19 protein-coding genes and 1 other annotated feature are annotated in these 20279 nt (G+C 40.3%); all 19 genes read left to right on the forward strand.

The genetic code is table 11. The features are described 5' to 3' along the window. Positions 1–2 precede the first annotated feature (2 nt). The 19 genes from AC4E8C_RS00595 (at position 3) to tuf (ending at position 19350) form a co-directional block, all read left to right on the forward strand. Entirely contained in the window at positions 3–428 is a 426-nt protein-coding gene (locus AC4E8C_RS00595) for a Mini-ribonuclease 3 (protein ID WP_490209440.1), read from the forward strand. Next, complete coding sequence (gene rlmB / locus AC4E8C_RS00600; RefSeq protein ID WP_490209442.1) at positions 425–1180, forward strand: 23S rRNA (guanosine(2251)-2'-O)-methyltransferase RlmB; 756 nt, start codon at positions 425–427, stop codon at positions 1178–1180. The genes AC4E8C_RS00595 and rlmB overlap by 4 nt, the downstream gene beginning before the upstream one ends. Before the next feature lie 3 nt (positions 1181–1183). After that, positions 1184–1693 (forward strand): NYN domain-containing protein, encoded by a 510-nt coding sequence (locus AC4E8C_RS00605; protein ID WP_490209443.1) that lies wholly within the window; start codon positions 1184–1186, stop codon positions 1691–1693. Between the two features lie 70 nt (positions 1694–1763). Beyond that, complete coding sequence (sigH, locus tag AC4E8C_RS00610; RefSeq protein ID WP_490209445.1) at positions 1764–2414, forward strand: RNA polymerase sporulation sigma factor SigH; 651 nt, start codon at positions 1764–1766, stop codon at positions 2412–2414. Positions 2415–2517: 103 nt separating this feature from the next. Continuing rightward, the gene (gene rpmG / locus AC4E8C_RS00615) at positions 2518–2664 is read left to right on the forward strand and encodes a 50S ribosomal protein L33 (protein WP_490209447.1); all 147 of its coding nucleotides are present in this window, start codon (positions 2518–2520) and stop codon (positions 2662–2664) included. A 49-nt stretch (positions 2665–2713) separates the two neighbouring features. Beyond that, positions 2714–2896: a preprotein translocase subunit SecE gene (gene secE / locus AC4E8C_RS00620; RefSeq protein ID WP_490209449.1), complete on the forward strand. Its 183-nt coding sequence runs from the start codon at positions 2714–2716 to the stop codon at positions 2894–2896. A gap of 134 nt (positions 2897–3030) precedes the next feature. Continuing rightward, positions 3031–3564 carry a transcription termination/antitermination protein NusG gene (gene nusG / locus AC4E8C_RS00625; RefSeq protein WP_490209451.1) on the forward strand — a complete coding sequence of 178 codons (534 nt, stop codon included), beginning with the start codon at positions 3031–3033 and terminating at the stop codon, positions 3562–3564. 225 nt (positions 3565–3789) lie between these two features. Further along, positions 3790–4215, forward strand: coding sequence for a 50S ribosomal protein L11 (gene rplK, locus AC4E8C_RS00630; protein ID WP_007085303.1), 426 nt, complete (start codon positions 3790–3792; stop codon positions 4213–4215). Positions 4216–4386: 171 nt separating this feature from the next. Next, complete coding sequence (gene rplA, locus AC4E8C_RS00635; protein ID WP_490209453.1) at positions 4387–5085, forward strand: 50S ribosomal protein L1; 699 nt, start codon at positions 4387–4389, stop codon at positions 5083–5085. Positions 5086–5139: 54 nt separating this feature from the next. Then, positions 5140–5284: a sequence feature (ribosomal protein L10 leader region), on the forward strand. 32 nt (positions 5285–5316) lie between these two features. After that, on the forward strand, positions 5317–5817 hold the full coding sequence (gene rplJ / locus AC4E8C_RS00640) for a 50S ribosomal protein L10 (RefSeq protein WP_490209455.1): 501 nt from the start codon (positions 5317–5319) through the stop codon (positions 5815–5817). 59 nt (positions 5818–5876) lie between these two features. Continuing rightward, positions 5877–6239 (forward strand): 50S ribosomal protein L7/L12, encoded by a 363-nt coding sequence (gene rplL / locus AC4E8C_RS00645; RefSeq protein ID WP_490209457.1) that lies wholly within the window; start codon positions 5877–5879, stop codon positions 6237–6239. A gap of 106 nt (positions 6240–6345) precedes the next feature. Continuing rightward, entirely contained in the window at positions 6346–6945 is a 600-nt protein-coding gene (locus AC4E8C_RS00650) for a class I SAM-dependent methyltransferase (RefSeq protein WP_490209459.1), read from the forward strand. A gap of 253 nt (positions 6946–7198) precedes the next feature. After that, positions 7199–10759: a DNA-directed RNA polymerase subunit beta gene (rpoB, locus tag AC4E8C_RS00655; protein WP_490209461.1), complete on the forward strand. Its 3561-nt coding sequence runs from the start codon at positions 7199–7201 to the stop codon at positions 10757–10759. A 97-nt stretch (positions 10760–10856) separates the two neighbouring features. Further along, a complete protein-coding gene (gene rpoC / locus AC4E8C_RS00660) occupies positions 10857–14456 on the forward strand; it encodes a DNA-directed RNA polymerase subunit beta' (RefSeq protein WP_490209463.1) in 3600 nt (1199 codons plus the stop codon). A gap of 164 nt (positions 14457–14620) precedes the next feature. Next, positions 14621–14869: a 50S ribosomal protein L7ae-like protein gene (locus AC4E8C_RS00665; RefSeq protein WP_490209465.1), complete on the forward strand. Its 249-nt coding sequence runs from the start codon at positions 14621–14623 to the stop codon at positions 14867–14869. Positions 14870–14972: 103 nt separating this feature from the next. Next, positions 14973–15395, forward strand: a complete 423-nt coding sequence (gene rpsL / locus AC4E8C_RS00670) for a 30S ribosomal protein S12 (protein ID WP_490209466.1) — start codon at positions 14973–14975, stop codon at positions 15393–15395. Between the two features lie 39 nt (positions 15396–15434). Beyond that, entirely contained in the window at positions 15435–15905 is a 471-nt protein-coding gene (gene rpsG, locus AC4E8C_RS00675) for a 30S ribosomal protein S7 (protein ID WP_490209468.1), read from the forward strand. A gap of 48 nt (positions 15906–15953) precedes the next feature. Further along, complete coding sequence (fusA, locus tag AC4E8C_RS00680; RefSeq protein WP_490209470.1) at positions 15954–18035, forward strand: elongation factor G; 2082 nt, start codon at positions 15954–15956, stop codon at positions 18033–18035. 127 nt (positions 18036–18162) lie between these two features. Next, positions 18163–19350, forward strand: coding sequence for an elongation factor Tu (gene tuf / locus AC4E8C_RS00685; protein WP_490209471.1), 1188 nt, complete (start codon positions 18163–18165; stop codon positions 19348–19350). Positions 19351–20279 lie beyond the last annotated feature (929 nt).

A 20279-nucleotide genomic window follows, 5' to 3' on the forward strand; every position in this document is an offset into this window, starting at 1 on the left:
TCATGCTTGATTATGAAAACAACGTTGATGCCAAACAATTGAATAGTCTTGCCCTTGCCTATATGGGAGATGCGATCTTTGAGGTGTATGTAAGACGGCACCTTTTGTATAGTGGTAAAGTTAGACCAAACCAATTGCACCATTTAGCGACAAGGTACGTGTCAGCGAAAGCACAATGCAAAATTCTTTTTCAAATGATGGATGATCAACTTTTAACTGAAGAGGAAACAGCTGTGGTTATGCGCGGCAGAAATGCCAAGTCCGGCACAGTTCCAAAAAATACAGATGTTCAGACGTATCGTTATAGTACGGCCTTTGAGGCTTTAATGGGTTATTTATTTTTAGAGGATCAAAAGGAACGCTTAGAAGAACTTGTAGAGAAGGCATTTAGTTATGTAGATGAGCCGAAAGGAGGAACATCAGAATGAATCAAGATCACGAGCAAGAATATATCGTTGGAAAGAATCCAGTGATTGAAGCACTTAAATCTGAACGAGACATTAATAAAATATTAATTGCGGAAGGTTCACAGCGCGGCCAAATGCAACAAATCACACAGTTAGCAAAAGAATCAAATGTTCTTGTCCAATTCGTTCCTAAGAAGAAAATTGACCAAATCTCTGGTGAAAATCATCAAGGTGTGCTTGCGTATGTCGCTGCCTACCAATATGCAGAAATAGACGATTTATTTACTGCGGCAGAGAAGAAGAACGAGGCACCCTTCTTTCTATTGTTAGATGAAATTGAGGACCCGCATAACCTTGGTTCGATTATGAGGACAGCGGATGCAGTCGGGGCGCATGGAATTATTATTCCAAAGCGCAGGGCTGTAGGTTTAACGGCGACCGTTGCCAAAGCATCAACAGGTGCAATTGAATATATTCCAGTTGTCCGCGTCACAAACATGGCACGTACAATTGAGGAATTAAAGGAACGGGGCGTTTGGATTGCTGGAACAGATGCCAAAGGTAAGGAAGATTACCGCCAAATCGATGGCACTCTTCCGCTTGGCTTAGTAATAGGCAGTGAAGGAAAAGGGATGGGAAGGTTAATTCGTGAAAAATGTGATTTTCTTATTCAATTGCCGATGGTCGGGCGTGTGACCTCGTTAAATGCTTCTGTTGCTGCATCATTACTCATGTACGAGGTATACCGAAAACGTAATCCCCTTGAGAGGTAGGATATGGATATTCTGCTTGTTGACGGATATAACATTATCGGAGCCTGGCCAGAGTTAAGAGCATTAAGGGATCGCGATTTACCTGCGGCAAGGGATCGCCTTGTCGAAAGAATGGCAGAGTACCAAGCCTTTTCTGGTTTCCGTGTAATTGTTGTATTCGATGCCTATGGTGTGCAAGGAATTGAGAAGAAATATAAAAACCATAAAGTAGAAGTCATCTTTACAAAAGAAAATGAAACGGCGGACGAGCGGATTGAAAAAATGGCGATCAGTTTAAGTAACCGGAAAACGCAAATTCATGTCGCTACTTCTGATTTTACAGAGCAATGGGCCATTTTTGGACAAGGGGCATTACGTATTTCTGCGCGTGAACTGCTAATTGAGATGTCATCCATTGAAAAGGGTATAGAAAAAAATGTGAAGAAGATCCAAGAGAAAAAACCAGTCTCCAAAATACCGATTAGTGAAGAAATGGCAGAAATTTTTGAAAAATGGCGCAGAGGAGAGAAATGAGCACTCGACTTCAAAATATTTGTACTGTATACTAAAAATATCTATGGATGTTCGGTGGAGGGGATCTACTTTGAGTACGGACTTCGGAACAAAGATTAACGAGCATTTTTTCGCTATGGATGACGAGGGAATAGTCGATTTGGTACACCAAGGTGATAGTGAAGCATTGGATTATTTAATCCACAAGTATCGTAATTTTGTGCGTGCAAAAGCAAGATCCTATTTTTTAATTGGAGCAGATAAAGAAGATATTGTTCAAGAGGGTATGATCGGTTTATACAAAGCAATTCGTGATTTTCGTGAGGACAAGCTCACTTCCTTTAAAGCGTTTGCTGAATTGTGTATAACCCGCCAGATTATTACAGCGATTAAGACTGCCACACGGCAAAAACATATCCCGCTAAATTCTTATGTATCATTGGACAAGCCTATTTATGATGAAGAGTCTGACAGAACCTTGATGGATGTATTGTCAGGTGCAAAGGTATTGGACCCGGAAGAGTTAATTATTAATCAAGAGGAATTTGACCACATCGAAATTAAAATGACCGAATTATTAAGCGATTTGGAGAGGAAAGTTTTGGCGTTATACCTAGATGGACAATCCTATCAGGAAATTTCTGAGGAGCTTAATCGTCATGTCAAATCCATTGATAATGCCCTGCAGCGAGTGAAAAGAAAACTAGAAAGATATCTGGAAATCCGTGAGTTTTCCTTGTAATAAGTGTCTATATTATTAATCTGTTTTAGGCGTTATTGACAATAATTAGGGGTCATGATACATTTTTAAAGATACACAAGAAAAATGGTTGAAGGTGTCGAATATGAGCAAAAAAGTAGTATTAGCATGTGTTGACTGCGGATCGCGGAATTATTCGACAGAGAGCAAGCAGACACAAACAGATCGATTAGAACTGAAAAAATATTGTAAGACTTGCGCAACCCATACCATCCACCGGGAAACAAAATAATACTAGATAGATATTCGTATGGCTACTTAAGATAGTTGGGGGTTAGGATATGCAACGTATAAAGAAGTTTTTCAGTGAAGTTTTCCGCGAAATGAGAAAAGTTAGCTGGCCAAAACGTAATGAACTTACTCGAATGACCATTACGGTTTTGTCTACGGTTGTTTTTTTTGGAGTGTTCTTTGCGGTATTAGATTTAGGAATTTCCAAATTGATTCGCTTAATTCTTGAATAATAAATCTAAATTCATGGTATAATGGTAAACACTACAGGAAATTTCAGCAAAAAACCCGTATAATCGGGTTTTTTATTTTGAAAAAAATAGTTTTGATATAAAAAATAGGGAGGGACGGACACTAGTCCTCTTAAATGGAAAAGAATTGGTATGTAGTTCATACTTACTCAGGTTATGAAAATAAAGTAAAAGCTAACTTGGAAAAACGGGTAGAATCAATGGGAATGGCGGATAAGATTTTCCGTGTAGTTGTTCCTGAAGAAGAAGAAACAGAGATTAAAAATGGCAAGAAAAAGGTTGTAAAACGAAAGGTATTCCCAGGATACGTACTAGTCGAAATTGTTATGACAGATGATTCTTGGTATGTGGTTCGAAACACACCTGGAGTGACCGGATTCGTTGGCTCAGCTGGGGCAGGTTCAAAACCAACACCGCTCTTGCCGGAAGAGGTAACTGCGTTAATGAAGCGTATGGGTGTAGAAGAAAAACGAGTGGACGTCGATTATGAAATCGGTGAAACTGTTCGGGTCAAGGAAGGTCCGTTTTCAAACTTCACTGGATCTATTGAGGAAATGGATAAAGATCGTTCTAAACTAAAAGTTCTTGTAAATATGTTTGGACGCGATACACCAGTAGAGCTTGATTTTAACCAAATAGAGAAATTGTAAGTAGAACAGTTAATCTTCGAAATGGAAGAAAAATAAACTGATATTGTAAAAAAACTTGAAATCATTTTTAAAAAGTGTTAATATTTCATAGGTCAGTATGTCTCCAATATGAGACTAGACCAATGTTTAGATTCTTTATGATTATCATATAAAGACATATGCCTGAGTGGGAGGGTACCTAAGGTTCCCTATTACCACATCACGGACTTTAAGGAGGTGTGTCTCGTGGCTAAAAAAGTAATTAAAGTTGTTAAATTACAAATTCCTGCTGGTAAAGCAAACCCAGCGCCGCCAGTTGGTCCTGCATTAGGTCAAGCCGGTGTTAACATCATGGGATTCTGTAAAGAATTTAACGCTCGTACAGCAGATCAAGCTGGATTAATCATTCCTGTTGAAATTACGGTATTTGAAGACCGTTCATTTACATTTATTACGAAAACTCCTCCTGCTGCAGTTCTTTTGAAAGTAGCAGCTGGAATTCAGTCAGGTTCTGGTGAACCTAACCGTAATAAAGTAGCAACAGTAAAGCGTGATACAGTACGCGAGATTGCGGAACAAAAAATGCCTGACCTTAACGCAGCTAGCGTTGAAGCAGCAATGCGCATGGTTGAAGGTACTGCACGCAGCATGGGTATTGTTATCGAAGACTAATCCATGTAAAGATTATTGTTGTAATGAGAGGGTTGCGCAGCTGAGAGAATTCACTCGCAACCTTTCTGCTGTCTAGCTATGGCGCCTAGCCTCATAGGGCAGAATAAGGCGCCTCTGCTTTTCAGTGTGGGAGAATCATTCGCTAAAACCACATTCTAGGAGGAAATTAAAATGGCTAAAAAAGGTAAAAAGTATTTAGAAGCTGCAAAGCTTGTAGATCGCCTAAAAGCATACCCAATTGCTGAAGCAATTGATCTTGCTAAAAAAACAAATTTCACAAAATTTGATGCAACTCTTGAAGTAGCTTTCCGTTTAGGCGTTGACCCTAAGAAAGCTGACCAACAAATCCGTGGTGCAGTTGTACTTCCAAACGGAACTGGTAAAACTCAACGCGTTTTAGTATTCGCGAAGGGTGAAAAGGTGAAGGAAGCAGAAGCAGCTGGTGCTGATTATGTAGGTGATACTGAATACATTAACAAAATCCAACAAGGTTGGTTTGAATTTGATGTAATCGTAGCAACTCCTGACATGATGGGTGAAGTTGGTAAACTTGGACGTACTTTAGGACCAAAAGGCTTAATGCCAAACCCTAAAACAGGTACTGTTACATTTGATGTAACAAGAGCTATTAATGAAATTAAAGCAGGTAAAGTTGAATACCGCGTAGATAAAGCTGGTAACATCCACGTTCCTATCGGTAAAGCATCTTTCGAAAATGAAAAGCTTATTGAAAACTTTACAACTGTATTTGAAACTATGGTGAAAGTAAAACCATCTGCAGCAAAAGGAACTTACATGAAGAACGTAACAGTTGCTTCAACAATGGGACCTGGTGTGAAGGTAGATCCTTCTTCTGTAGCAGTTAAGTAATTTTTTACCAATTGACATTTTAGATTACATTTTATATAATCTATTTTGTTGTTTAAATAATAAACATTTGTACTGTAGACAGCAGGTGCGTTACGACGCTTAATTCCCTGCCGAGGTAATGCGATAGAATTGGCTGATCATTCAGCTGTTGTATGCTGCCTCCATGTCTTGAACGATGTGGAGGTTTTTACTTGCCTGGTATAAATGTAGATATTCACAGGAGGTGTAAAGATGAGCAGTGTAATTGAACTAAAGAAACAATTAGTTGACGAAATTACTGATAAGTTAAAAGCAAGTGTATCAACTGTCGTTGTTGATTACCGTGGCCTTTCAGTTGCGGAAGTAACTGAACTACGTAAACAACTTCGTGAAGCAGGCGTTGAATTCAAAGTTTACAAAAACTCAATGGTACGCCGTGCAGCTGATGCAGCTGAGCTTTCTAGCTTAAACGAAGCATTAACAGGACCAAACGCAATCGCGTTCAGTACTGAAGATGTAGTAGCACCAGCTAGAATCTTGAATGACTTTGCGAAAAAACACGAGGCGCTTGAACTTAAAGCGGGTGTAATTGAAGGAAATGTTGCAACAGCTGAAGAAATTAAAGCTCTTGCTGACCTACCATCACGCGAAGGTTTACTATCTATGTTACTTTCCGTACTACAAGCTCCAATCCGCAATCTTGCTCTTGTCACAAAAGCAGTTGCAGAACAAAAAGAAGAACAAGGCGCGTAAGTTAAAACTAACAGCCTAAACAAATAAAACGTATTGAAAACTAAGGAGGAAACTTAATCATGACTAAAGAACAAATCATTGAAGCAGTTAAATCTATGACTGTTTTAGAACTTAACGATCTTGTAAAAGCAATCGAAGAAGAATTCGGCGTAACTGCTGCAGCTCCTGTAGCTGTTGCTGGTGGTGCTGGTGCAGCTGCTGTTGAAGAGCAAACTGAATTTGATGTAATCCTTGCAAGCCCTGGCGACCAAAAAATCAAGGTTATCAAAGTTGTTCGTGAAATCACTGGTCTTGGACTTAAAGAAGCAAAAGACCTTGTTGACAACACTCCAAAAGCTGTTAAAGAAGGCGTTTCTAAAGAAGAAGCTGAAGAACTTAAAGCTAAACTTTCTGAAGTTGGAGCTAACGTTGAAGTTAAGTAATAACCATTTGAAAAAAGCTCGCTTTATAAGCGGGCTTTTTTTGCCTTATGAATGTTATCCCTCGAATACCTCAATTACAAACACTCCCCAATAGGAGGTGAGTCTAATGACTGAACACTACTTTTCTCGTTCCCAAAAGGTTGAGAGTGACCCGAAATTTTGGGACTTTACATTAAAAAATAACCTTTTTCGCTTTAAAACGGATAATGGAGTATTTTCCAAAAGAGAAGTAGATTTTGGCTCACGTTTATTAATCGAGTCGTTTCAGGTTCCTGATGCACTTGGTCCGATTTTAGATGTAGGCTGCGGTTATGGTCCCATTGGTTTATCTATTGCTAAAGATCAAGTTGATCGGCTGGTACATATGATTGATGTGAATGAACGGGCACTAGAATTAGCGAAAGAAAACGCAGCTTTAAATCGGGTTGAAAATGTTCGAATATATGAAAGTGATCGATTGTTGAATGTCAAAGAAATGAACTTTGCTGCTATTTTAACAAACCCGCCCATTAGAGCTGGGAAAAAGACAGTTCATGAAATATTTGAGCAATGCTTCGAACATCTTGTAGAGAAAGGTGAACTGTGGATTGTTATTCAAAAGAAACAGGGAGCACCCTCTGCTATTGAAAAGTTAAACACTCTATTCTCTAATGTTGAGACGATTGACAAATCAAAAGGTTATTTTATTATTAAAGCAATAAAATAGTTGACTCCTTTTGGTGGTTGTGTTAGCATTATAAAATGCCATCATAATAATTACCGAATTATTCCTTTAAATACTTAATTTCTAGTATAAAAACGGAATAAGTAGGAAATGATGACAAAATAATAATCCAAATGTGAAATTGTGGTTTTTGAGTAAAAAACCCTTTTTCTTTTTGTCTACTAGGTAAGCCAAAGGTTCACCTGTAGATTTGAATAGATTTAATAAATAACGCTTGATTTGAGGGGTGAATCAGTTGACAGGTCAACTAGTTCAGTATGGACGACACCGCCAACGAAGAAGTTACGCACGAATCAGTGAAGTTTTAGAATTACCAAATCTTATTGAAATTCAGACCTCTTCATATCAATGGTTTCTGGATGAGGGATTGCGTGAGATGTTTCAAGATATTTCACCAATTGAAGACTTTACTGGTAACCTATCACTTGAGTTCATTGATTATAGCCTTGGCGATCCAAAGTATTCTGTAGAAGAATCAAAAGAACGGGACGTTACATATTCAGCTCCATTACGTGTAAAAGTACGTCTTGTGAACAAAGAAACAGGCGAAGTAAAAGACCAAGATGTATTTATGGGTGATTTCCCACTCATGACGGAAACAGGGACGTTTGTCATTAATGGCGCAGAACGTGTTATTGTTTCCCAATTAGTGCGTTCACCAAGTGTCTACTTTAGTGGAAAATTGGATAAAAACGGCAAAAAAGGATTTACAGCTACTGTAATTCCGAACCGCGGCGCTTGGCTGGAGTATGAAACAGATGCCAAAGATGTCGTATATGTGAGAATAGATCGTACTCGGAAACTGCCCGTTACGGTTCTTTTGCGTGCATTAGGCTTCGGATCCGATCAAGAAATCATTGAGTTGATTGGAGATAACGAGTACATCCGCAATACGCTGGAGAAGGATAACACAGAAGGTGTAGACAAAGCTCTCTTAGAAATTTATGAGCGTCTTCGCCCAGGTGAGCCGCCTACAGTTGATAATGCAAAGAGTTTATTAGTATCTCGTTTCTTTGATCCTAAACGCTATGACCTTGCTAATGTAGGTCGCTATAAGATCAACAAAAAGCTTCATATTAAAAATCGCTTATTTAATCAACGTTTAGCAGAATCACTTGCTGATCCTGAAACAGGCGAAATAATTGCTGAAAAGGGTACTCTTCTTGATAGAAGAAACCTTGATAGAATTATTCCAGCTCTTGAAAAGAATGTTAACTTTAAAGGCTTTAATCCCGTTGGCGGTGTAGTAGAAGATGAAATCACGCTTCAAGGCATTAAGATTTATGCGCCGGGGGAAGAAAGCGAAAAAGTTATTAATGTATTAGGTAATGCCTATGTGGCAGAGCCAATTAAAAATATTACACCGGCAGATATCATTGCTTCGATTAGCTACTTCTTTAATTTATTGCATGGAGTAGGCGATACGGATGATATTGACCACTTAGGTAACAGACGTCTTCGTTCTGTTGGTGAGTTGCTCCAAAACCAATTCCGTATTGGTTTATCGCGTATGGAACGTGTGGTTCGTGAAAGAATGTCCATTCAAGATACGGCAACCATTACACCACAGCAATTAATTAATATTCGTCCAGTTATTGCTTCTATTAAAGAGTTCTTTGGAAGCTCACAATTGTCTCAATTCATGGACCAAACAAATCCACTAGCGGAATTAACACACAAACGCCGTCTTTCTGCATTAGGACCTGGTGGTTTAACGAGGGAACGTGCTGGAATGGAAGTTCGTGACGTTCACTATTCCCACTATGGCCGGATGTGTCCAATTGAAACACCTGAGGGTCCGAATATTGGTTTGATAAACTCGTTGTCTTCCTATGCAAAGGTAAATCGCTTCGGTTTTATTGAAACACCTTATCGCCGTGTTGATCCGGATACCGGTAAAGTAACAGCCCGTATCGATTACTTAACAGCGGATGAAGAAGATAACTATGTAGTGGCACAAGCAAACTCCCGTTTAGGTGACGATGGAACCTTCCTTGATGAGGAAGTAGTCGCTCGTTTCCGTGGTGAAAACACAGTAGTTAAACGTGAACGCATTGACTATATGGATGTATCACCAAAACAGGTAGTATCTGCAGCAACTGCATGTATTCCGTTCCTTGAAAACGATGACTCAAACCGTGCCTTGATGGGTGCAAACATGCAGCGTCAAGCCGTTCCACTTATGCAGCCGGAAGCTCCAAGAGTTGGTACTGGTATGGAATATGTATCAGGAAAAGACTCAGGTGCAGCTGTAATCTGTAAGCAAGATGGAATTGTCGAGCACGTTGAAGCTCGTGAAGTATGGGTACGTGCAACAAAAGAAGTGGATGGACAAGAAGTTAAAGGCGATTTGAAAAAGTACCGTCTATTGAAATTCATTCGCTCTAACCAAGGTACTTGTTATAACCAGCGCCCGATTGTTGCAGTTGGTGACCGTGTGAAGAAAGGAGAAATCCTTGCTGATGGTCCATCAATGGAACTAGGTGAATTAGCACTTGGACGTAATGTTCTCGTAGCCTTCATGACGTGGGATGGTTATAACTATGAAGATGCCATCATTATGAGTGAACGTCTTGTAAAAGATGATGTATACACTTCTATTCATATTGAGGAATACGAATCAGAGTCTCGTGATACAAAACTTGGACCTGAGGAAATTACCCGTGATATTCCAAACGTTGGTGAAGATGCTCTTCGTAATTTGGATGAGCGCGGTATTATTCGCACTGGTGCGGAAGTTAAAGATGGTGATCTTCTAGTTGGTAAAGTTACTCCTAAGGGTGTTACCGAGTTAACTGCTGAAGAACGTCTCTTACACGCTATTTTTGGTGAAAAGGCTCGTGAGGTTCGGGATACTTCCCTAAGAGTTCCGCATGGCGGCGGCGGTATTGTTCATGATGTTAAAGTCTTCAATCGTGAAGATGGCGATGAACTGCCACCAGGAGTAAACCAACTTGTCCGTGTTTATATCGTTCAAAAACGTAAAATCCATCAAGGTGACAAGATGGCCGGTCGTCACGGTAACAAAGGGGTAATTTCTCGGATTTTACCGGAAGAGGATATGCCTTATTTACCAGATGGCACACCGGTTGATATCATGTTAAATCCACTAGGGGTACCATCGCGGATGAATATCGGTCAGGTGCTTGAGCTTCACTTAGGTATGGCGGCAAGATACCTAGGCATCCATGTGGCAACGCCAGTATTTGACGGAGCCCGTGAAGAAGATGTGTGGGGAACAATCCAAGAAGCAGGTATGGATCGTGATGCCAAAACGGTTCTTTATGATGGCCGTTCAGGTGAACCGTTTGATAATCGTGTATCGGTTGGTATTATGTATATGATTAAACTGGCTCACATGGTTGATGATAAACTACACGCTCGTTCGACAGGTCCTTACTCACTCGTTACACAGCAGCCTCTTGGCGGTAAAGCTCAATTTGGCGGACAGCGTTTCGGTGAGATGGAGGTATGGGCACTTGAAGCATATGGTGCAGCTTACACACTTCAAGAAATTCTTACTGTTAAATCAGATGACGTGGTTGGTCGTGTGAAGACATATGAAGCCATCGTGAAGGGTGAAAATGTTCCAGAACCAGGTGTTCCTGAGTCATTTAAAGTATTAATTAAAGAACTTCAGAGTCTTGGATTGGATGTTAAAATCCTGTCTGGAGATGAAGAGGAAATAGAAATGCGCGATACGGAAGATGACGATGACTTACAACAAGTTGATACGCTTAACATCGTTCCAGATGCGCCTAGCTTTGAGTCAGAAAAAGTAGGTTCAAAAGAATAATTTCTCTATTTTTATGGTGCAGCGCACGCAGGGCCGTGCGCTTTAACCTTTGTACGTGATAAGGGTAAAACCTGAGATTAAAAGGGAGGTAGGCCCCTTGCTAGACGTTAATAATTTTGAGTTTATGAAAATTGGTCTCGCTTCACCGGATAAAATCCGTTCATGGTCTTTCGGAGAAGTAAAGAAGCCAGAAACGATTAACTATCGTACATTAAAACCTGAAAAGGACGGCTTGTTCTGTGAACGAATTTTTGGTCCAACAAAGGACTGGGAATGTCATTGCGGTAAATATAAGCGAGTTCGTTATAAAGGTGTCGTTTGTGACCGTTGTGGTGTTGAAGTAACACGTGCGAAAGTTCGTCGTGAACGGATGGGTCATATTGAGTTAGCTGCACCTGTTTCACACATATGGTACTTTAAAGGTATACCTAGCCGAATGGGTCTTGTATTAGACATGTCCCCTCGTGCATTAGAAGAGATTATCTATTTTGCTTCTTATGTTGTAACAGAATCAGGTGATACAGCGCTTGATAAGAAGCAGCTATTGTCTGAAAAAGAATATCGTGCCTATCGTGAAAAGTACGGAAATAAATTCCATGCTGCAATGGGTGCTGAAGCTATTAAAAAGCTTCTTTCTGATATTGATCTTGATAAAGAAGTAGACACTTTGAAGGAAGAATTAAAAACAGCACAAGGTCAACGACGCACAAGAGCCATTAAACGCCTTGAAGTGTTAGAAGCATTCCGTAACTCTGGAAATGAGCCTTCATGGATGATTCTTGATGTGCTTCCTGTTATTCCTCCTGAACTTCGTCCGATGGTTCAATTGGATGGAGGAAGATTTGCAACTTCTGATTTAAACGATCTTTATCGTCGTGTTATTAACCGTAACAATCGCTTAAAGCGTTTATTAGATCTTGGCGCACCAAGTATTATCGTGCAAAATGAAAAACGTATGCTTCAAGAAGCAGTAGATGCATTAATCGACAACGGCCGTCGCGGCCGCCCTGTTACAGGTCCTGGTAACCGTCCGTTAAAATCGCTTTCTCATATGTTAAAAGGGAAACAAGGTCGTTTCCGTCAAAACTTGCTTGGAAAACGTGTTGACTACTCTGGTCGTTCTGTTATCGTTGTAGGTCCTAACCTAAAAATGTATCAATGTGGTCTTCCTAAAGAAATGGCGCTTGAACTGTTTAAGCCGTTTGTTATGAAGGAACTAGTTGAAAAAGGTCTGGCTCACAATATTAAGTCTGCTAAGCGGAAAATCGAAAGAGTATCTCCAGATGTTTGGGATGTCCTTGAAGATGTAATTAGAGAGCATCCGGTTTTACTAAACCGTGCCCCTACATTGCATAGATTAGGAATTCAGGCATTCGAACCAACACTTGTTGAAGGACGTGCAATTCGCTTGCATCCACTTGTATGTACGGCATATAATGCTGACTTTGACGGTGACCAAATGGCGGTTCACGTACCATTATCAGCAGAAGCTCAGGCAGAGGCACGCTTGTTAATGCTGGCAGCGCAAAATATCCTAAACCCTAAAGATGGTAAACCAGTTGTTACACCTTCACAGGACATGGTATTAGGAAACTATTACTTAACCTTAGAACGTGAAAATGCAATTGGTGAAGGGATGATTTTCAAAGATACAAACGAGGCCATCCTTGCCTATCAGAACGGTTTTGTTCATTACCACACCCGTGTGGCTGTTCATGCAGGGTCATTGAAAAATGAGACATTTACAGAAGAACAAAATAATAAGTTATTAATTACAACAGTTGGTAAACTTATTTTTAACGAGATTCTGCCAAAATCATTCCCATATATCAATGAACCAACTAGACAAAACTTAGAAGTCGAAACACCTGCTAAGTATTTTGTTGAAAAAGGTGAAGACATTAAAGCTAGAATTAAAGAAATGCCATTGATTGATCCGTTTAAAAAGAAAATTCTCGGTAATATCATCGCGGAAGTCTTTAAGCGTTTCAAAATTACCGAAACGTCTAAGATGCTTGACCGTATGAAGGATTTAGGTTTTAAACATTCAACTAAGGCAGGTATTACTGTTGGTGTAGCTGATATCGTCGTACTTCCTGAGAAACAACAAATACTTCATGAAGCTCAAGAAAAAGTAGATAACGTTATGAAGCAATTCAGACGTGGTCTTATTACAGAAGATGAGCGCTATGATCGTGTTATTGCAATTTGGAGTGCTGCGAAAGACACCATCCAAGGAAAATTGATGAAGTCCTTGAATAAAACGAATCCAATCTTTATGATGAGTGATTCTGGTGCCCGTGGTAATGCCTCTAACTTTACGCAGCTTGCTGGTATGCGTGGTCTGATGGCCAACCCGGCTGGACGGATTATTGAATTACCAATCAAATCAAGTTTCCGTGAAGGTTTAACGGTATTAGAATACTTTATCTCTACACATGGTGCTCGTAAAGGTCTTGCCGATACAGCCCTTAAAACAGCTGACTCAGGTTACTTAACTCGTCGTCTTGTTGACGTGGCTCAGGATGTAATTGTCCGTGAGGATGATTGTGGAACCGATCGTGGATTCTTAATCCGTGCCCTAAAAGACGGTACTGAAATTATTGAAGGCCTAGACGAACGTCTTGTCGGAAGATATGCTCGTACGCCTATTCGCCATCCTGAAACAAAAGAAGTTATTGTACCTGAAAACGGCTTAATAACAGAAGATTTAGCTGAAGTAATTGTGAATGCCGGTATTGAAGAAGTGAAAATTCGATCTGCATTTACATGTAACACCCGTCATGGTGTATGTAAGAAGTGTTATGGACGTAACTTGGCAACTGGTCAAGAGGTTGAAGTTGGGGAAGCGGTTGGTATTATCGCTGCTCAATCAATCGGTGAACCAGGAACGCAGTTAACCATGCGTACTTTCCATACCGGTGGTGTTGCTGGGGACGATATTACCCAAGGTTTACCGCGTATTCAAGAAATTTTTGAAGCACGTAATCCTAAAGGTCAAGCACACATTACCGAAATTGAAGGTGTTGTTGTTGGTATTAATGAAGGCCGCGATCGTCAACATGAAATCGTCGTTCAAGGCGAGGTTGAAACTCGTACCTACAATGCTCCATATACAGCCCGCTTAAAAGTAGCTGTTAATGACCATGTTGAACGTGGTCAAGAATTAACAGAAGGATCAATTGATCCAAAAGAATTAATTAAAGTAAAAGACGTTACGTCTGTTCAAGAATACCTATTGCGTGAGGTTCAAAAGGTTTACCGTATGCAAGGGGTAGAAATTGGCGATAAACACGTCGAAGTAATGGTACGTCAAATGCTTCGTAAAATTCGTGTCAGCGATGCAGGTGAAACAGATGTTCTTCCAGGAACACTTCTTGATATTCACCAGTTTACTGATGCAAACGAAAAGGCATTGCTTGAGGGTAAATTACCGGCAACAGGACGTCCGGTATTACTTGGAATTACCAAAGCATCACTCGAAACAGATTCATTCTTATCAGCAGCATCCTTCCAAGAAACCACAAGAGTTCTTACGGATGCAGCAATCAAGGGTAAACGTGACGAGTTGCTTGGTTTGAAGGAAAATGTAATTATCGGTAAGCTTGTCCCTGCTGGTACAGGTATGCAGCGTTACCGTAAGGCAGAGCCAATTCTTCGCGATACTACTTCCGAAGAAACAGTTACAATTGACTAACAAAAATAGTGAGGTACTTGCCTTAGGGCAAGTACCCTATTTTAAGATTATTTACCAAAGGATCAATTGAATAAAAATTGAAATCCTTAGTTGACATCTTTTTGGTAAGGTGTTATTATATCAAAGGTGCTTCTATTCAACGAATACTTTGGAGGATATGATTTATGTCTTATGAAAAAGTATCTCAGGCACAAAATGTTGTTATAGGAACAAAACAAACAGTCAAAGCACTTAAAGAAGGAAATGTACAAGAATTGATTATCGCAAGCGATGCTGAACCAAAGGTTACGGCAAAGGTTGTTGAAGAAGCGATTTTGTATAAAGTACCGATTCTGTATGTAGATTCGATGAAAAAACTCGGAAAAGCATGTGGAATTGAAGTGGGTGCGGCAGCTGTAGCCATTATCCGTTAAAAACTGTTTTTGTAGATAGAGAGTCTGCAAAAACTTTGTTTTTGCAAAAAAATGAACCACCTGGATGTGTGGGCTTACAAATAATGAAGGGAGGAAACAAAACATGCCTACTATTAACCAACTAGTGCGCAAGCCACGTCAATCACTGACAGAGAAGTCAAAATCTCCTGCGCTAAATAAAGGTTATAACAGCTTCAAGAAATCACAAACTAATGTATCTTCACCACAAAAACGCGGTGTATGTACTCGTGTTGGTACAATGACACCAAAGAAACCAAACTCAGCGTTACGTAAATATGCTCGTGTACGTTTGACGAATGGTATTGAGGTGACTGCATACATTCCTGGTATTGGCCACAACCTTCAAGAACACAGTGTTGTTCTTATCCGTGGAGGACGTGTAAAAGACTTACCAGGGGTACGTTATCATATCGTACGTGGAGCACTTGATACTGCTGGTGTAAACAACCGTATGCAAGGCCGCTCAAAATATGGTACTAAGAGACCAAAAGCAGCAAAAAAATAATCACACTAAATAAAAGCTTCGTTGAAAGGAGGAACATACATGCCTCGTAAAGGTCCTGTAGCAAAGAGAGATGTTTTGCCAGATCCGCTATATAATTCTAAACTAGTTACTCGTTTAATCAACAAAATGATGGTTGACGGTAAAAGAGGTAAGTCGCAAGAAATTCTTTACTCTGCATTTGAAACGATTCGTGAACGCACTGGTAAAGAGCCAATGGAAACTTTTGATGCAGCTATGAAAAATATCATGCCTGTACTAGAAGTTCGTGCTCGTCGTGTTGGTGGTGCAAACTACCAAGTACCAGTTGAGGTGCGTCCTGACCGCCGCACTACATTAGGTCTTCGCTGGTTAGTTAACTATGCACGTCTTCGTGGTGAAAAAACGATGGAAGAGCGTTTAGCTAACGAAATCATGGATGCAGCTAATAACACTGGTGCATCTGTTAAGAAACGTGAAGATACACACAAAATGGCAGAAGCAAACAAAGCGTTTGCTCACTATCGTTGGTAATTTAACCTTCAATATAAAAACTTTCATACTAGGAAGGAGAAAGACCCAATGGCAAGAGAGTTCTCCTTAGAAAACACTCGTAATATCGGTATCATGGCACACATTGATGCCGGTAAAACGACCACCACTGAGCGTGTCCTTTATTACACAGGTCGTATTCATAAGATCGGTGAAACACATGAAGGTGCATCTCAGATGGACTGGATGGAGCAGGAACAAGAACGCGGAATCACAATTACTTCCGCAGCAACAACAGCATCATGGAAAGGCCACCGTGTAAATATCATTGACACCCCAGGACACGTAGACTTCACAGTTGAAGTTGAACGTTCACTTCGTGTGCTTGATGGTGCGGTTGCCGTTCTTGATGCACAGTCAGGTGTTGAACCTCAAACTGAAACAGTTTGGCGTCAAGCAACAACTTACGGTGTACCACGTGTTGTATTCGTAAACAAAATGGACAAAATTGGCGCAGATTTCTTATATTCTGTTGGTACAATCCATGACCGTTTACAAGCGAATGCACACCCAATTCAGTTACCAATTGGTGCTGAAGATCAATTCGAAGCGATCATCGACCTTGTCGAAATGAACGCAGTATTCTACAGCAATGACTTAGGTACAGATATTGAAGTCCGTGAAATTCCGGAAGAATTCCGTGCTCAAGCTGAAGAATATCACGAAAAACTTGTTGAAGCAGTAGCAGAACTTGATGAAGAGTTAATGGAAAAATACCTTGGCGGTGAAGAAATCACTAAAGAAGAGCTAAAAGCAGCGATTCGTAAAGGTACTGTTAACGTTGAATTCTACCCTGTTATCTGTGGATCAGCATTTAAAAACAAAGGTGTTCAGCTAATGTTGGATGCAGTTATCGATTACCTTCCATCACCACTTGATGTACCTTCTATCAAAGGTCACGCAATCGATGATGAAGAAGAAGTAATTGAACGTCATTCTGATGATGAAGAGCCATTCTCGGCCCTAGCATTCAAAGTTATGACTGACCCTTATGTTGGTAAATTAACTTTCTTCCGTGTTTACTCTGGTACTTTAGAGTCTGGATCATATGTCCAAAACTCAACAAAAGGCAAGCGTGAACGTATCGGTCGTATCCTGCAAATGCATGCAAACAGCCGTAAAGAAATCTCTAAGGTTTATGCCGGTGACATTGCTGCTGCTGTAGGTTTGAAAGATACAACTACTGGTGATACTCTTTGTGACGAGAAATCTCTTGTTATTCTAGAGTCAATGCAATTCCCTGAGCCAGTAATTGAACTTTCAGTTGAACCAAAATCAAAAGCAGACCAAGATAAAATGACAACTGCATTACAAAAACTTCAAGAAGAAGATCCTACTTTCCGTGCGCATACTGATCAGGAAACTGGCCAGGTTATTATCGCAGGTATGGGTGAACTTCACCTTGATATTATTGTTGATCGTATGCGTCGTGAATTCAAGGTTGAAGCAAACGTAGGTGCTCCACAGGTAGCCTACCGTGAAACATTCAAAGGCTCAGCACAAGTTGAAGGTAAGTTTGCACGTCAATCTGGTGGTCGTGGACAATACGGTCACGTTTGGATTGAATTCTCACCTAATGAAGCTGGTAAAGGCTTTGAGTTTGAAAATGGTATCGTCGGTGGTGTTGTTCCTCGTGAATACATCCCTGCTGTACAAGCTGGCCTTGAAGATGCCCTACAACGTGGTGTACTTGCTGGATATCCATTAGTTGATATTAAAGCAAGATTATTCGACGGATCTTACCATGATGTTGACTCCTCTGAAATGGCGTTTAAAATTGCTGCATCAATGGCACTTAAGAATGCTGCTTCAAAATGTCAACCAGTTATCCTTGAACCTGTTATGAGAGTTGAAGTGGTTATCCCAGAAGAATATCTTGGTGATATCATGGGACAAATCACTGCTCGCCGTGGCCGTGTTGAAGGTATGGAAGCACGTGGTAATGCTCAAGTGGTACGTTCAATGGTTCCACTTTCAGAAATGTTTGGTTATGCTACAGCACTTCGTTCAAGTACACAAGGCCGTGGAGTTTTCTCTATGCACTTTGATCACTACGAAGAAGTTCCAAAATCAATTTCTGAAGAAATTATCAAAAAAAATAAAGGTGAATAATTGATTTTCACCTTTCTTTAAAGTATAACTACTTATGTAAGAATGGAAACTGTGAATCCGGGACACCTCGGCATAGTTTCCTCTTAACTATACTTAAATTTTTATAATCCAAAGGAGGATTTTCCAAATGGCAAAAGCTAAATTCGACCGTTCAAAGCCACACGTTAACATTGGTACAATCGGACACGTTGACCATGGTAAAACTACTTTAACTGCTGCAATCACTTCTGTTCTTGCTAAATCTGGTAAAGCAGAAGCTCGTGCATACGATCAAATCGACGGTGCTCCAGAAGAAAAAGAACGTGGTATCACAATCTCAACTGCACACGTTGAGTATGAAACAGATGCACGTCACTATGCACACGTAGACTGCCCAGGACACGCTGACTATGTTAAAAACATGATCACTGGTGCTGCACAAATGGACGGCGGTATCTTAGTAGTATCTGCTACTGACGGTCCAATGCCACAAACTCGTGAGCACATTCTTCTTTCTCGTCAAGTAGGTGTACCATACCTTGTTGTATTCATGAACAAATGTGACATGGTTGATGACGAAGAACTTCTTGAATTAGTAGAAATGGAAATTCGTGATCTATTAACAGAATACGACTTCCCTGGTGATGACACTCCAGTTATCAAAGGTTCTGCTCTTAAAGCATTAGAAGGCGAAGCAGAATGGGAAGAAAAAATCTTTGAATTAATGAACGCAGTTGATGAGTTCATCCCAACTCCAACTCGTGACACTGACAAACCTTTCATGATGCCTGTTGAGGATGTATTCTCAATTACAGGTCGTGGTACTGTTGCTACAGGACGTGTTGAGCGTGGTGTAGTTAAAGTTGGTGACGTAGTTGAAATCATCGGTTTCACTGAAGAGCCAAAATCTACTACTGTAACAGGTGTAGAAATGTTCCGTAAGCTTCTTGACTTTGCTGAAGCTGGCGACAACATCGGTGCCCTTCTTCGTGGTGTAGCTCGTGAAGAAATCGAGCGTGGACAAGTTTTGGCTAAACCAAAATCAATCACTCCACACACAAAGTTCAAAGCACAAGTTTATGTATTATCAAAAGAAGAAGGTGGACGTCATACTCCATTCTTCTCAAACTACCGTCCACAATTCTATTTCCGTACTTCTGATATCACTGGTGTTGTTCACCTTCCAGAAGGTACTGAAATGGTTATGCCTGGCGACCACATCGAAATGGATGTTGAACTAATCGCTCCAGTTGCGATCGAAAAAGAAACTAAGTTTTCTATTCGTGAAGGCGGACGTACAGTTGGTTCAGGTTCAATTACAACTATCGTTGAGTAATTAATATATGAAAAAGCAGATGGGTGACGATCCATCTGCTTTTTTTTTGCTTTATTAATGTCTCTGGGTGATTGATTTGAATAGAAGTTGGAATTGAGTTGATAGAAGATGTCTACTCGACCAAGTAGTGATGAATTGTAAGAGGAGAGTCGCATATAGGGCTTGTAAGCGACTGAGTAGGAAGGGATCCACAGAGATGAGTAGTATATAGGACCGCTAATCGACCGAGTAGTGATGAATTGTAAGAGGAGAGTCGCATATAGGGCTTCTAATCGACCGAAAAGTGATGGAACGAAAGAGAAGAGTCGCATATAGGGCTTCTAATCGACCGAAAAGTGGTGGAACGAAAGAGAAGAAATGCATATAGGGCTTCTAATCGACCGAAAAGTGATGGATCGAAAGAGAAGAGTCGCATTATAGGGCTGCTAATCGACCGAAAAGTGGGTGAACGAAAGAGAAGAGTCGCATATAGGGCTGCTAATCGACCGAAAAGTGATGGAACGAAAGAGAAGAGTCGCATATAGGGTAGCTAATCGACCGAAAAGTGGTGGAACGAAAGAGAAGAGTCGCATATAGGGCAGCTAATCGACCGAAAAGTGATTGAACGAAAGAGAAGAGTCGCATATAGAACTTCTAACCGACCGAAAAATGATTAAACCACAGACAAGAGTTGCATATAGGACCGCTAATCGACCCAATGTCCAAAAATCCTAAAAATAGAATTCCATATAGATCCTCAAACCGACCCCATTATAAAATCCCAACATAACTGATAGAAATTTTCCCCTCCTAATTAAGACGAGTTTCTTCTATATAAAATTAATTCTATTTATTAAATAAACAAAGCTATCTTTAGGTTATTATTGGAGATTATGAATAACAGTTGAAAAAGACGGTAACAGCCGCTATAATAGTAAAAGTGTTCAAAA

The organism is Neobacillus sp. SRL179 (assembly GCF_984799095.1).